This window comes from Hyphococcus lacteus, from assembly GCF_041058985.1.
GTDB classification, from domain to species: Bacteria; Pseudomonadota; Alphaproteobacteria; order Caulobacterales; family Parvularculaceae; genus Hyphococcus; species Hyphococcus lacteus.
This window is the reverse complement of sequence record NZ_JBEHZE010000001.1, coordinates 610,590-623,658: the sequence shown is the minus strand read 5'-3', so window position 1 is coordinate 623,658 and position 13,069 is coordinate 610,590. Positions and strand designations below refer to the sequence as shown.

At 47.3% G+C, this 13,069-nt stretch carries 11 protein-coding genes; 6 read left to right on the top strand and 5 right to left on the bottom strand.

Annotated elements, in window-relative coordinates; all coding sequences use genetic code 11:
• Nucleotides 1-3: 3 nt before the first annotated feature.
• Nucleotides 4-1,083 carry a GDP-mannose 4,6-dehydratase gene (gmd, locus tag ABFZ84_RS02960; protein ID WP_369312422.1) on the bottom strand — a complete coding sequence of 360 codons (1,080 nt, stop codon included), beginning with the start codon at nt 1,081-1,083 and terminating at the stop codon, nt 4-6.
• 410 nt (nt 1,084-1,493) lie between these two features.
• On the opposite strand from gmd, the gene ABFZ84_RS02955 reads away from it, so the two are divergent.
• The 3 genes from ABFZ84_RS02955 to ABFZ84_RS02945 all read left to right on the top strand — a co-directional run bounded on the left by ABFZ84_RS02955 (nt 1,494) and on the right by ABFZ84_RS02945 (nt 3,742).
• Complete coding sequence (locus ABFZ84_RS02955; protein WP_369312421.1) at nt 1,494-2,162, top strand: hypothetical protein; 669 nt, start codon at nt 1,494-1,496, stop codon at nt 2,160-2,162.
• Nucleotides 2,163-2,295: 133 nt separating this feature from the next.
• Complete coding sequence (locus ABFZ84_RS02950) at nt 2,296-2,892, top strand: sulfotransferase family protein (protein WP_369312420.1); 597 nt, start codon at nt 2,296-2,298, stop codon at nt 2,890-2,892.
• On the top strand, nt 2,852-3,742 hold the full coding sequence (locus ABFZ84_RS02945) for a glycosyltransferase (RefSeq protein ID WP_369312419.1): 891 nt from the start codon (nt 2,852-2,854) through the stop codon (nt 3,740-3,742). Before ABFZ84_RS02950 ends, ABFZ84_RS02945 begins: the two co-directional genes overlap by 41 nt.
• Nucleotides 3,743-3,744: 2 nt before the next feature.
• On the opposite strand, the gene ABFZ84_RS02940 is transcribed toward ABFZ84_RS02945, so the two are convergent.
• From ABFZ84_RS02940 to ABFZ84_RS02925, 4 genes are read right to left on the bottom strand one after another with little or no spacing between them, the layout of a single operon-like run.
• Entirely contained in the window at nt 3,745-6,963 is a 3,219-nt protein-coding gene (locus ABFZ84_RS02940; RefSeq protein WP_369312418.1) for an exostosin domain-containing protein, read from the bottom strand.
• A 17-nt stretch (nt 6,964-6,980) separates the two neighbouring features.
• A complete protein-coding gene (locus ABFZ84_RS02935; protein WP_369312417.1) occupies nt 6,981-8,186 on the bottom strand; it encodes an FkbM family methyltransferase in 1,206 nt (401 codons plus the stop codon).
• Between the two features lies 1 nt (nt 8,187).
• A complete protein-coding gene (locus ABFZ84_RS02930) occupies nt 8,188-9,006 on the bottom strand; it encodes an FkbM family methyltransferase (protein ID WP_369312416.1) in 819 nt (272 codons plus the stop codon).
• 39 nt (nt 9,007-9,045) lie between these two features.
• Nucleotides 9,046-10,320 carry a hypothetical protein gene (locus ABFZ84_RS02925; protein ID WP_369312415.1) on the bottom strand — a complete coding sequence of 425 codons (1,275 nt, stop codon included), beginning with the start codon at nt 10,318-10,320 and terminating at the stop codon, nt 9,046-9,048.
• A 211-nt stretch (nt 10,321-10,531) separates the two neighbouring features.
• Between ABFZ84_RS02925 and ABFZ84_RS02920 the strand changes: the two genes are divergently transcribed.
• The 3 genes from ABFZ84_RS02920 (at nt 10,532) to ABFZ84_RS02910 (ending at nt 13,014) form a co-directional block, all read left to right on the top strand.
• Nucleotides 10,532-11,317 carry an FkbM family methyltransferase gene (locus ABFZ84_RS02920; RefSeq protein WP_369312414.1) on the top strand — a complete coding sequence of 262 codons (786 nt, stop codon included), beginning with the start codon at nt 10,532-10,534 and terminating at the stop codon, nt 11,315-11,317.
• Between the two features lie 71 nt (nt 11,318-11,388).
• Nucleotides 11,389-12,258, top strand: coding sequence for an ABC transporter permease (locus tag ABFZ84_RS02915; protein ID WP_369312413.1), 870 nt, complete (start codon nt 11,389-11,391; stop codon nt 12,256-12,258).
• Nucleotides 12,259-12,267: 9 nt separating this feature from the next.
• Entirely contained in the window at nt 12,268-13,014 is a 747-nt protein-coding gene (locus ABFZ84_RS02910) for an ABC transporter ATP-binding protein (protein WP_369312412.1), read from the top strand.
• Nucleotides 13,015-13,069: the final 55 nt, after the last annotated feature.

Genomic DNA, 13,069 nt, shown 5'->3' with positions numbered 1-13,069 from the left:
CGACTAGTTCGCCTCGCCGCGCACTCGAAATGCAGGGTCATTCATATCCTCACGGACCATTTCCGAAACGAGCTCTCGGAATTTCGTCGTGTGTTTCCACCCTAGTTTTTCATGTGCCTTTTTCGGGTCCGCGAGTAGTTCTTCTACCTCAGCGGGGCGGAAGTAGCGCGGATCGATACGGACCACGACACGACCGGTTTCTTTGTCGATCCCTTCTTCTTCGATGCCTTTGCCGCGCCATTCGATCGTTATGCCGACTTCTTTAAATGCCAACTCTGTAAATTCGCGGACGGAATGCATTTCGCCGGTGCCAAGCACATAGTCGTCCGGCGTTTCTTGTTGGAGGATACGCCACATGCCGTCCACATAGTCTCTGGCGTGACCCCAATCGCGCTGCGCGTCGAGATTACCGAGATAAAGACAGGTTTGCTCTTCGCGCTTTATTGCGGTGACGGCGCGAGTGATTTTGCGGGTGACAAAGGTCTCGCCGCGTAGCGGGCTTTCATGGTTGAATAAGATGCCGTTTGAGGCGTGCATTCCGTAAGCTTCGCGATAATTGACGGTAATCCAGTAGCCATACAATTTTGCGGCAGCATAGGGGGAGCGCGGATAGAAAGGTGTCGTTTCGCGCTGAGGGACTTCCTGCACCAATCCGTATAACTCAGATGTTGAGGCCTGATAAAATCGAACTTTGTCTTCCAACTTCAGGATGCGGATGCCCTCAAGCAGGCGAAGCACGCCAAGCGCATCGGAATTCGCCGTATATTCGGGAGTCTCAAAGCTGACTTGGACATGGCTTTGCGCGCCGAGATTGTAAATTTCGTCTGGCTGGGTTTCCTGAATTAACCGGATGAGATTGGTGGAATCAGTTAAGTCCCCATAATGCAAGTGGAAATTAGTTTTTCCTTCATGGGGGTCTGAGTAAATATCGTCGATCCGGCCGGTGTTAAATGATGATGAGCGACGCTTCACGCCATGAACTTCGTAGCCTTTTTCAAGCAGGAGCCGGGCCAGGTACGCCCCATCCTGACCGGTTACACCGGTAATGAGGGCCGTTTTGTTTGATCTGGGCGTCGTTGTCATGATTGGCATCCGGGCTGAATTTAAAAAAAGAGCCCAGTGGGCTCATGGCGTCATTATAGGGTGGCTATATCCCGGGCCGCTTGGCCTATTCAAGAGATGTCGGGTCACATTGGGACAGGCGAAGTAAAATTAATTGTTCTTTGAATGAAACACTGAGAAGGGGGATTTCCTAAAGGGGAGGGTGAAAACAGTTAGTCAGGGGAGAAGGGGCGTCGAGTAAGGGTCTGTAGTTGCGCGATTTTTCGATGATTCGCCCTATGATTGTCGGCATTGTCAAATTGGTGCCACATTAACAGTTTATTTAGGAAATTGGGCGGAACGAAGATTGCTTTGGGGAACTTTGAACGCGTATAACCGTTGTCGCAGGACACACTCTAGTATTTTGCCGTAGTATTTGGGGAATAGTATCCATGAGAGTATTAAGTTTAATCGCCGCTGCAGGTGCCCTTTTTGGGGCCGCGCATGCCGCGCCCGTTGCCGTCGCTAATGAGAATTTTGAAGCATCACAGACGTTTACTAATAGTAATGCGTTCTATGGTGAGTGGGAAAACAGTGCTGTTGGCTGGGATACTGATGGCAAAGCAGGTGTATGGGCACCGAATTTCGGGAACTTCTTTTCCAGCACACCAGCCGCAGTAGGCGACCAAATTGGTTTTGCTGCCGCAGGCGCGACAATGTCTCAAGATTTGGGAATCACCATTGGTGTCGGCCAGTCATTTACGCTTTCGGCTTTGATCGGCGACCGTAGTGATAAATCTTTTGGTGGTGTATTTGGTTTTTATGCTGGCGACCCATCAAACATTATCGCTTCAACTGCGATGATTTCCTCAGGTGACGGCCTGTGGGGCTTGCAAGAATTTTCAGTTCTGGCCACAGCGCTTGTTGGCTATGTTGGTCAAGAGCTTGGGATTTTCTTTTCAGGTACCGTTGGTCAGGTAAACTTTGACGGTGTGAGCATTGTTTCGGATGGCGATGTGATCGTGAACCCACTGCCGGGGGCTGTTTGGTTGTTCGGTACTGCCCTTGCTGGCGGTGTGTTTGCTAAGCGCAAGAAAAAGTCAGCGATCGCTGCTTCCTAATATTTTTATATAAAATCAGTTTCGAAATTAAGGCCCCTCATGTTTTCATGAGGGGCCTTTCTTGGCTTTGATATCCAGACAAACCGAGGCCTAATGCGAACGCTTGACGCAATGAAAATACTTGGAGCGATGAATGCCCAAATTGATAGCAATCGCTGGTGTCCCGCGTTCGGGAACGACGTGGCTCTATAATGCGGTGAGACTGATTCACGACCGCGCTGGGCGCTCCATTTATGGGGCGTGGTGCGCCGACTATGACCCCAATACGTCAGCGTCTAGGCATCTGATCAAAGTTCATAAGCCCGAGCAATTACATGCGCATCCGGAGATTACCTTTGCCACTAACCGCGACGTCGCGGAGAGCTTGGCATCACTGGTGCGCATGGGGTGGCTTGCCGACGAAGAGGTCGCAATCAAAAATGCTGCAACGAACCATCAGCGACTTCGATTGTACTGGGAAGAGAGGGCTGATTACATTGCGCAGTATGAAGAGGTCACAAAGCAACCGCTGACGGTTATTGAAGGCCTTTGTTCGCGGCTGGAAATTCTGTTGGAGAAGTCGATGTCGGAAGCAATCGCGCATGAGTTAGCCATGATGCAATCACCAAAAAGCGGGAATTATGACCCCGTTACGTTACTCCATCCGGGGCATCGCTCTGATGCAAAGATGAACGAGCGTCAAGTTGATCGTGTCCGGGAAATTTTACGTAAAACAAAAACAGATGATTGAACGCGCTGAACTAAAAAACTTGTCTCATTCTTTAGATGGAAAATTACCCAAATTTTCCATTATCACGCCAGTCTTGAACGGCGAGAAATATCTCGCAGAGACGATTAACTCAATCCGTTCTCAATCGTTTGATTCCTATGAACATATTATCGTTGATGGTGGTTCAAGTGATCAGACATTGACCATAGCAAACGAAGCGGCATCTCAAGACTCTCGCCTTCAAGTTTTGGAACGTCCGGGCCTTGGTCAATATGCAGCGATCGTAGAGGGGTTTGGTCACGCGTGCGGTGACTGGCTATCATGGTTGAATGCCGATGATTTATACACCTCATGGGCACTAGAGGTGGTTTTTGGTTTTGCAAAAAGACGAGAAGATGCTGACTGGGTGAGTGGATTTCCGGCCTGTTGGGACGCAGACGGAACGCTGCGATTTTTGCGGCCTGAGGGGTGGCACCCACAAATTTTGATCAAAGGTGGGTGGTTTCACAGTCAGTTGCTAGGGTACATTCAGCAAGAGAGTGTATTCTTTAAACGGAGTTTGTTTGAGGGATTGTCTACGTCTGAAAAGGCGATGTTTCAAAACGCAAATCTTGCCGGTGATTTCAAGTTATGGAAGTCATTTGCGGCCCAGACAAAATTGGTAACCGTACCAACTGTTTTGGGTGGATTTCGGCGGCACGCCAACAATCGATCAATCGTGGGCGAGGAAAAATATATCCAAGAAATCCGTACCGCCGGCGCAAAGTTTCTGCCGCAGCCTTTGGCGAATTTGGCGCGAGCAATCTATTTACGAGCGACATCCACAAGAGCTGCGCAATTGGCCCATGAAGAAGATAGAGCTGACCAATGACGCTATAGCTTGATCAAGGCAGAAACGGTTTCGTCAACAACACGATTTCGTTCTTTGATTAGGGTTTGCGGATCGGAGAACAGCTTGCTGAGGCGTTTTTGCGTTTCCAGGTAAGCTTCAGCGAATGCGAGATCTGGGGCGAAACTTTTGATCTTTTCGATGGCCTCGTCAGATTCTAATCCGAACAAATTAATGAATGTATCAGATGGAATGATGTCGTGGATGCGGTGTTTTGGGCTAGCGAAATAAAGAGGCACCCCGAGACAAGCGAACGCATCAAAAATTTTCTCGGTGATGTAATGCTGCTGGTGTGTGTTTTCTAAACCTGAAACGACAAAGGAATTTCGGTCAAGTGACGCTAATTTGTCGAGATGCCAATCGGGTAATGCTTGGCGCGGTCCCGTTTCATTCCACCCTTTTCCGCAACGAAGGGCATCATTACCACCAAAGCCATCAGCAATTCGGGTTCTATACGCGGATAAGCCGTATAAATCCTCGTTCGGTCGAGTGAAGTCATAGCGCGAGTCTTCGCGACGTTCTGCAAAGGATGCGAATTTCCACTTGGCCTTATCCCAAACAGCCAAGATTTCAGCCGGTGTTAGCTCGGCGTTTCGTTTAAAAAGATTGGCATACCGAACGAAGTAATGGTTTTCGGTAGTTATAAAATACGGAAGTTTGTCAAAAGCGAATATCGGCGAGGTCATGTGGTTTAGTGCTTTGTAGGCAAAGTCCTGTCCATTAATTCCCATTTTTACTGTATCTTTATCGAATGCGGTTGCCCAAACCGTATCCCATAAGGGCTCTTCGGAAATAACGACTGGTTTTTTTTCGAACTTATCTAGACATTGCGATACGATGTTAGAATCTCTAAAATCAATATCAAATCCTGTGACACAGATACTTTTAGAAGTAGTGCTGGCGGTATAATCTATATACGGCGTAAATAATTCTCTATAAGCAGGATAGGAAAGTGGTGTGCGATTTGAATGCTTACCTTGCAATGAAACCTGAACTTTCTCTTTGATGTATTTCGAAGATAATGTTGTCAGGGAGGCGTTGCGAGTGCGATTTATAATTTTTACATTCTCATCTTCAGGATTATCTTTAACCGCACGATCTATGTAGGGTTGCAAATTTTTATTGTCGTTGATGTGCGCTGAAAATTCTTCGGGTGCGATTAATGCTCGGCTCGCCAGTGCGTTGAGGAATACCGACCTGCTTGCAGCGTCTTTTTTGTCGAATGCCAGTTGAGCGCTTTCAAGGAGTTGATCACCCGATAATGGCAGTTCTGAAATGTGTGATTTTGCAATGGCGTCTTGATCCTTTTGGAGGATAAGATTTTGTATGTCGTAGATAAATGCGTCGGGACCGTACAACATCAGCAATTGCTGCATCGCTTTACGCTTCGTGGAAATTAGGTCGGTGTCTTTGGCTAGCTCCTCCAGAAGCTCAGGCAATTCCGTAATGTTTTGCTGAGTTTCCTCAACAAAAACTGCTGCTTCTTGCCACAAAGTTTCATCGCCAGGGGGTAGGTATGTATCTGCCATAATGACCGGAATTGAACCCGACGCAATCGATTCCCATAGGCGGATTGAGTTCGGCCCAGACCCGGAAGGGCAAAGTGAAAATATACTCCGGTTGAGCGTTTCTTTGAATACTTTGCTTCTATCCATGTCGACGAGACCCGTCGGATCAACATGGGTAGCTTTAACTTGATGACTATAAACAATTTTGTTGTAGTGCCAATCTTCCCGACCAATCACAACGCCGCGCGGGTCGTCTTCCAATAATTCAATTATATGACGTCGAGTGTCGGTTAGATACCATTGGTTTGATTTTGCACCAATGAAAGAAAAAAGAATGTCGCGGGGTTGAATGGATTGTGCGTTATCGCCGACTTGCACTGGAAACAACGGAAAAGGATGTATACGAATACCATTTCTGATATCTTCCGTTTCATTCATTTTTGTCGCGTGTGTCCAGAATATATCCGTAATTCCGCACTCCCGGAAAATATCTAAAAAATCTTCCATAAGGATGTGTTGGCAAACGGTTATAACCGGCCGCCCTGACGGGAATATGTTCTTTGCAGCATTTAACGCTTCTTTTTCAAGTACCCCGGCATCATCTGCTTTGTTATTGGTTTTGTCGATTAACGTTGCCCACGGAAATGCGAAATATAGCGCTGTAGCATTTGGTGGCATCCATTCTTTTACTTTGTTAAACGCATGCTGTTCTGTAATGGCCGGGAACTGCCATTTTTCGTCATGCGCGATGATTGAGCCGCAGGCCTGTTGTGATGCAACTAGCGCATTGGATTTTTTCCGTTCTAGATGGCGATATTCGAGGTGATTTTTCAAATTCCGGTCTTCAACGATTATGCGGATTGGTTTCATAGAAACTCTAATTGCTTTGCCGACTAAATCGTTTTTGCCTAGTGCGTCGAAGTTGGATTCTCTTTCCGCCGTAGAAACTTGCGCTTCGATCTCGGCTTCGTATTCACTTCTATTGGTGCTACTTAGTTGTCCGTCTCGAATTGAAAAAACAGCAAGGGGATGCTTTGTCTGAAAAAGCTCATGGTTCTGAGCAAATAGCCGCCATAAATTCCAATCACCTGCGTATCGAAAGCGTCGGAAATCATTTTGAATATCAATTTGGTGCCATAGTTTATTTTTAAAGAATGTGCCTTCAGATTGAATAAACTCCCAGTGGGTGCCGTCGCATAAGTCGTGCTTCACAACAGAGGACCCGACCGGCCTACTGGTGTGAAGCATAGAAATATCTTCTGCTGCAATTGCAGCGGTGCCCGTCAGCCATGATATTTCTTTAGAGTCGGCAGCTCTTGAAACTTGTCCTAAAAGAGCAAATGATCCCGGTAAAAACACATCGTCAGCATTAATCCAACACATCCAATCATCTGGTGTTAGCGAAAATTGGCTGAACCCGTTTGCGATCGCATCGTACATTCCATTGTCAGGTTCAGAACTGAATGAGAACTGGTATTTCCTTGCGAGAACCGGGAAGGTCTGTGTCTGAACTAATTTGCTCCAGTCGCGCAGTTTTGAGACTGTTGAATCGTTTGAGCCCCCATCTGCTACATGGTGGAATATCCGAATATTGCCAGATTGTGACGCTACGCTCATTAGTGTGCGAATGATTGTGGTTCCAGCATTGAAGCTTGGTGTAACAACGAAAACGTTTGTGGCATTTTTTTCTTGCATTTTATATGTCACGTTGCTCAGCGATAATACCAATCATCCCACTGGGCCTCAACGCGGGTGTAGCCATGGGATATGAAAAGGGCATGGATTTCCTTTCGAATGGGCGCGAAGTTGTGTTCTACAGTCCAGCAACGAACATCCCACTCATCAAACGGAAACTCTTTTAGGATCTCATATTCGCTTCCCTCAGTATCGACACTGATATAATCAATTTGTTTGGGTGCTTTGTGTTTTCGTAGAAAGTCATGAAGTGAAATGGTTGTTAAGACGGTTAGCTCGCCGGCGTCCTTATAGGCTGTGCGCCGGTCACCATGGCCATCCGCGTCGGCGTGTTTGCTCATGCCGCCAAAAACATCTGCAAAGATGAACTCGACTTCTTCACCCGTTGTTGCGCCAATGCATGCGTCGCTAACTGTAGATTGTCGGTTTTTCTTTAGCTCTTGCAGGAATTTTGGGTTTGGCTCTGCGAGCAAGCCGCCCCAATCAAACTCCTTTTCGAGTAAATAGGTATTGCTCAAGGTGACCCCATTAGTGGCACCAAATTCCACAAAAAAACCGGCGCGTTTATGGCCGCAAGTTTCTAGGACCCAAAGGTCCTGACCGAGCTGTGCCATGGAACGACTTTTCAAATCGGTTGAATTAGGCGTGTGGTCGGTTGACGATTGGTAGAGTTGTCCGCGCGTAAGAGCAACGGTGAATTCATGTTTTAAAAGGCGCAATTCCGAATCCAAAATTGCCAGTTTTGAAAAATCCGATGGCGGACGCGGGATCGACTTTAGTTCGTCAGTGTGGTGTGCAATTTTATTTGCGGCATCGGGGAGAAGTCCTAATTCGATCATTTCACGGACTGCAACATCGTGCGCCTGTAGCGGTGCTATGTCTAATCCTGTTACCTTTAGGGCTTCTAAAAAGTGAGATTCAGCTTCGTCTATTTTTTTGTTTAAAAGCAAGGCGCGGCCTAATGAACGATGTACACCTGCGATTAAAATATGAGCAATAGCCTTTGGTGGACATCCGTGTTCTTGACTCTTTTTAACAAAGCGTTCGGCTTCTTTTTTGTGTCCTAGTTGTTGGTGCGCGCAAGCGACATAGGCATATGCTTTTGCACCATTTGGATCATCGCTGAGCTGCGTCTCGGAAAATTCGATGAGGGCACCCCAGTCACCTTTAGAGAACGATAGCGCTGCATTCGATTTTGCGCTGCTATGGTTATTGGATGTCATGTTAGGATGCTTTATTCCGAGACAAGAAGTCTTTGATCAATTCCAGTTGCGCATCTGTTTTTACCAACTCGCTATTTGTCAGCTCGCTTCGATAATGCGCTTCTTGTACAATTCTTTCCAAGCGCGCAATTTCTATTCCGGATTCTTTCTCGAGGCGTGCGATTTCAGCCTTTGCTTCGGCAAGCTCGGCGCGAGTTTTCACGAGCTCTGCGTAAAACTGTGACAGTTCTGCTTTTATGATCGGGTGATCTGGTGTGGACGCATCAATCGAAGTGCTAAAGCCCTGTTTTGAAAGAAGGGGCCCAATTTCTCGGGTTGTTTTTGCGCCTTCATATAGCTGATTTTCTGTACTGTGTATGTGAACGCGTGTGAACTGCGTAAGAAGTTTGCTATCAATCAGTGATTGAAGGATCTCGTATTCAACGCCGGGCGTGTCGATAACCAACAGATGCCGCTGTGTTTCGCCCAAACCAAGTTCTTGAATAAAATTATCCGCTGCAAGGGTGTTCACCGGAATTGTTTTCACGATTTCGATGTTTGGATATAGCTTTTTCAGGCCCGTCGGAGTGTTAAGGCTACTGGCACTTTGCAAGTTGAGAACATTTAAAACGCGCGTGCCGACACTACCCGCTACTGCTTTTGGCAGTACGGTGACATGAGAACGTTTTGCGTTGCGCGCGGCTAAAACATCGGCAGCATCAGGATTGGCTTCTACTAGAATGATGCGCCGTGCCCCATAGTCGGCTTGTTGTCCATTCGTGTCGCGTCCTGCGCCGAGGTGGACGATAGTATCAAAGTTTTTTTGCGCGTTATCGGACAATTGAGAGTTCCTTTAGCAATAAATATAATCCGTAGGCGTCTATCGTTGTTTTGTGCTCATAGGTTTAAGGGCGCGTCCCTCAGTCTTCCCGTGTTGCAGGTAGTGAACAAGTGGATTGAGGCCAGCAGCAGCGATGTCGGGATTGGCCTTTAGATAAGCGATACTGTCGAAATTTGGCCCTGGTGCGCGCCCTTCGCGTCCTCCATGCCGAATATAATGTTCCGCTGGATCCGCCCCTAGTCTAATGACATCGTCATATTTTGCGATGTACCATGCTTGGTCAAAATACTGAGAATTACGAATTAACCTGGCGTGACGCTTAGTGCGCAGAAGGTTACGAAGTCGGAACGCACCACTCAGCGATTGAAACGTCCACCTTATGGGGGCTGTTATTCGCCATGAAGAGCTAGATCGGATTTTTACGATGTCTTGCTTAAGTTGGGCGATTTCCTGACGGTATTTTTTTAACTTCTTTTCGTGCTCAGCGCCAAAGGCGATGGACTTGTAACGCGTCTCGAGCTCGCTTTGAACGCGATATAGTTGTGTACGTAGAAGGTTGTTTTCTTCACCTTTGCGTTCAAGTTGTTCGACGTTTTGTGTGGATTGCTCCAATTTCTGATGTAACGCGCTAATGCGCTCATTTAGCATAGTGAGTTCGTTCAGTGCTTTGTCGCCGAGAGCGCCAGGTTTTTGCGAAAATCGCAGCGCCGATACGCTAAGCTCGGAGGAAAGATTCTCTGTCTCGGGGTGGTCTGCAATGATTTGTGTGGCGATGCTTTTAAAGATAGCCAGTGATGATGGGTTTTCCTGTGTCAGAATAACTTCTGCGTCGATTTCAAAATTGTCTTTGCATGCGAAATGAAAATCCCTCGGCGTGTGAGTTGCGTTGTCGCGCTCGATCAGCACTGTTTTGTTGCGATGACGACGATAGGCTGTGAGTAACGGCCTGACCAATTCTTGCCATTGATTGAGGGCGTCTTCAGTCGGCACACCCTCGGCGAGTGCGTTGGCAATATAGGACGCGGCCCCTTGGTAGATAAAAAGCGCTCGGACATCATCGTCAGCGGAAAGAAGCGCGTCAATGAGCGGCCACGTTCCTGGCTCCCCAAGCTCCGCAATGGCTGTCGGTCCAAATTGTTGAAACCGCTCGATTGCGGTCACACGAGTTTTTGGCTCCAATACGTCCCGGTCAAAGCGTAAGCCGTCGGGTGTAATATCGCGGGTGTATACGGGCGAATCACCAGACGCTGAAGCGAAGTTAAATTTGACATTGTTACGGCTTTTGCTGTGGGCGAGGCCAATTACTAGGCGCATGTGCCAGTCCTGAAAGGGTTAAATTCGCGGGAAAATATAGTGCTAATTCCTGTACTATAACAGCGCTTGATGCTAGCAGAATCAATATTCGAAAGTGATCAAAAGGTCCAGTCGGGCATCGCACGAGCGCGATATTACGATACTTGCGATGGGTGAGAGGCTCGGTCTGTACTTGGATAAATGCAGGTCGGTTAAAAAATTGGAGTTTTACGTGCGTGCATTCTTGAGAAAAATCAAAAGTAGGTTCTCGCCAAACGTTGAGGCACCACAGCAGGTGACGGGGGGCGAGCCTTTGCCAAATGCTGTTTCGGAGCGCCGTTTACCGACAAAGAGTTCAGCACTGAAAAGGCTGATCGAGATGGACGTACCTGTTGAAACTATCCTTGATGTTGGGGTGCTGACTTGTACCGGCGAACTAATGTCGAATTATAGGTCAAAATTCCATCTTTTGATGGAGCCCATCAAAGAGTGGAACGATTCAATTAATAGGAACTATTCGTCCGTTAATGCCTCTTATGAAATCCTAAATGTTGCTGTTTCTGATCGTGACGGCGAGATATCTATGGACGTGGCTACTGTTCGAGATACACAAAAAATTACCCATGCAAGAATGGCGGACGACACCAAAACGGGAAATCGTATTGTGCCAATGAGTAAATTGGATACGATCGTGGGTGAGCGAGACCTACAGAAACCCTTTCTCCTTAAAATTGATATTGATGGTGCGGAGCTTCAGGTTCTCGCTGGTGCTGAAACAACTTTAAAAGACTGCAATGTCGTAATCATTGAGGTTGGTATAACAAATATGCTGGAACGTATTCAGGCAGTTCAGAAAGCGGGGTTCCAAATTTTCGATATTGTGGATATTTGCTACTATAATGGACGATTTGTTCAGGCTGATGTTATGTTTATTAGTCATAAAGTAATTACCGAGAAAAATCTTGCGGTGTACAAGGATGGTTTTGATATTAGTAAATGGGAGCCTTATCAGCCATAATTTATTTCTCTTGATGGATCAGCCTAACGTCCCTTAGCTGCAAAATGCCCTTTTTCTGAAATGCACTTAAAATGAGCAATACATCGATAGAGCCGAATTCTCGTATCTCTCATAATGAGAAATCCCCGGTCTATTATTTTGATGCATCAAGTAGCCGTTATGATTATGCACTAGAAGATCTAAAGCGTGCGTTCGCTCGCCCCAAGCTGATTTGGTCATTGATCCGTACAGGGTTTTTTACGCGCTATCATGGCACTATCCTTGGTGGTCTCTGGGTGACGGCGACAACAGCGCTGACGGTTAGCGGGCTGGCGGTGTTATACGGTCAGATTTTTGGGGCAGACCTAAGTAAATATTTCCCCTATGTTGCGGTTGGGATTGTCGTCTGGGGGCTGATATCCACTATCATTAATGATGGTGCTTCAGTTTTTCTTGCTGCGTCGGGGACGTTTACACAATCACCCATTCCCAAAAGTTTGTTTGTGGTGCGCGCAATCGGTATTGCTGCGCTTGGGTTCTGTTACAAACTGATTGTCATTGCTGTTGTGGTTTTCGCGGTTGGGTTGCGCCCAAGCCTTGGCGATGTTGGGCTGTCTTTCCTAGGCTTGCTGATGGTTGTTTGGACGGGCTTTTGGTTTGCGTTAGGCATTGGGACAATCGGGACTCGTTTCCGCGACGTCGGGCAGCTTACAGCCGCCGGGCTGACATTCGCATTTTTTGTAACGCCAGTTTTCTGGCAGGCATCCCGGTTGGGCGAGTATCAGTTCGTCGTGCAATATAATCCGCTGGCGCACTTTCTCAACGTGGTTCGTGGACCTTTGCTAGGACTTGATGGCGTAATGAATAGTTTCATTTGGGCGGGTGGGTTTTCGATATTGGCAACAGTATTTGGCGTCGTGACCTTTGGGTATTTTGCGCGCCGCCTTTGTTATTGGAGCTAATTGCGCATTATGGCGTCTATCGAACTCAACAATGTTGGTGTGCACTATCTGATCCCACAAGCAAAATCGGCCGGTCTTGTTGGTGCGATGCGGTCGTTAGCCATGGGGGGCGTAATTGGCAAGAGGCATGGCCGCATCGGCGTGACGGCGCTTGATGACATCAGTTTTTCTCTTGTGAATGGTGACCGTCTTGGGTTGATCGGACATAATGGTGCAGGCAAGTCCACATTGTTGCGAGTTCTTTCCGGCATTTTGCCGCCGACGTCTGGCCGTATCAGGGTTGAGGGGCGTATTTCTGCGCTAATGTCGATTCAGTTGGGGTTGGACTCTTATTCTACTGGCTATGAAAATATCCGCAGTCGTGCCCGTTTTATGGGGCTGACTGAGGAAGAGATTGATTCCAGATTTGATGATATCGCAGCGTTTTCAGAGCTGGGGGATTATCTCGACCTGCCTATTCGGTCTTATTCAGCAGGAATGAGACTGCGCCTTGCATTTTCAATTGCGACCGCGTTCAGCCCCGAGATTTTAATTTTGGATGAGTGGTTGTCGGCGGGGGATGATTACTTTCAGAAAAAAGCGCGAGAACGCCTGACTGGGTTGATTGATAAAACCGGCATTTTTGCGTTCGCAAGTCATAATGATGCTTTGATGGCCCGAATGTGCAACAAAGGCATGGTGTTACATCAAGGAAAGCCGGTGTTCTTTGGTGAAATCAACGAGGCGTTAGCTTACCATAAGGGTGTACCTCAATAGAGCTTAGCGCAAAAAGTAGAGCTTAGTGGCAAATCCAGCAAGCCAGCCCGACACG

Bases quoted from the DNA above. Each gene is read 5' to 3' on its own strand.
- gmd (WP_369312422.1), bottom strand. From the start codon at position 1,083: ATGACAACGACGCCCAGATCAAACAAAACGGCCCTCATTACCGGTGTA.
- ABFZ84_RS02955 (WP_369312421.1), top strand. From the start codon at position 1,494: ATGAGAGTATTAAGTTTAATCGCCGCTGCAGGTGCCCTTTTTGGGGCC.
- ABFZ84_RS02950 (WP_369312420.1), top strand. From the start codon at position 2,296: ATGCCCAAATTGATAGCAATCGCTGGTGTCCCGCGTTCGGGAACGACG.
- ABFZ84_RS02940 (WP_369312418.1), bottom strand. From the start codon at position 6,963: ATGCAAGAAAAAAATGCCACAAACGTTTTCGTTGTTACACCAAGCTTC.
- ABFZ84_RS02935 (WP_369312417.1), bottom strand. From the start codon at position 8,186: ATGACATCCAATAACCATAGCAGCGCAAAATCGAATGCAGCGCTATCG.
- ABFZ84_RS02925 (WP_369312415.1), bottom strand. From the start codon at position 10,320: ATGCGCCTAGTAATTGGCCTCGCCCACAGCAAAAGCCGTAACAATGTC.
- ABFZ84_RS02915 (WP_369312413.1), top strand. From the start codon at position 11,389: ATGAGCAATACATCGATAGAGCCGAATTCTCGTATCTCTCATAATGAG.
- ABFZ84_RS02910 (WP_369312412.1), top strand. From the start codon at position 12,268: ATGGCGTCTATCGAACTCAACAATGTTGGTGTGCACTATCTGATCCCA.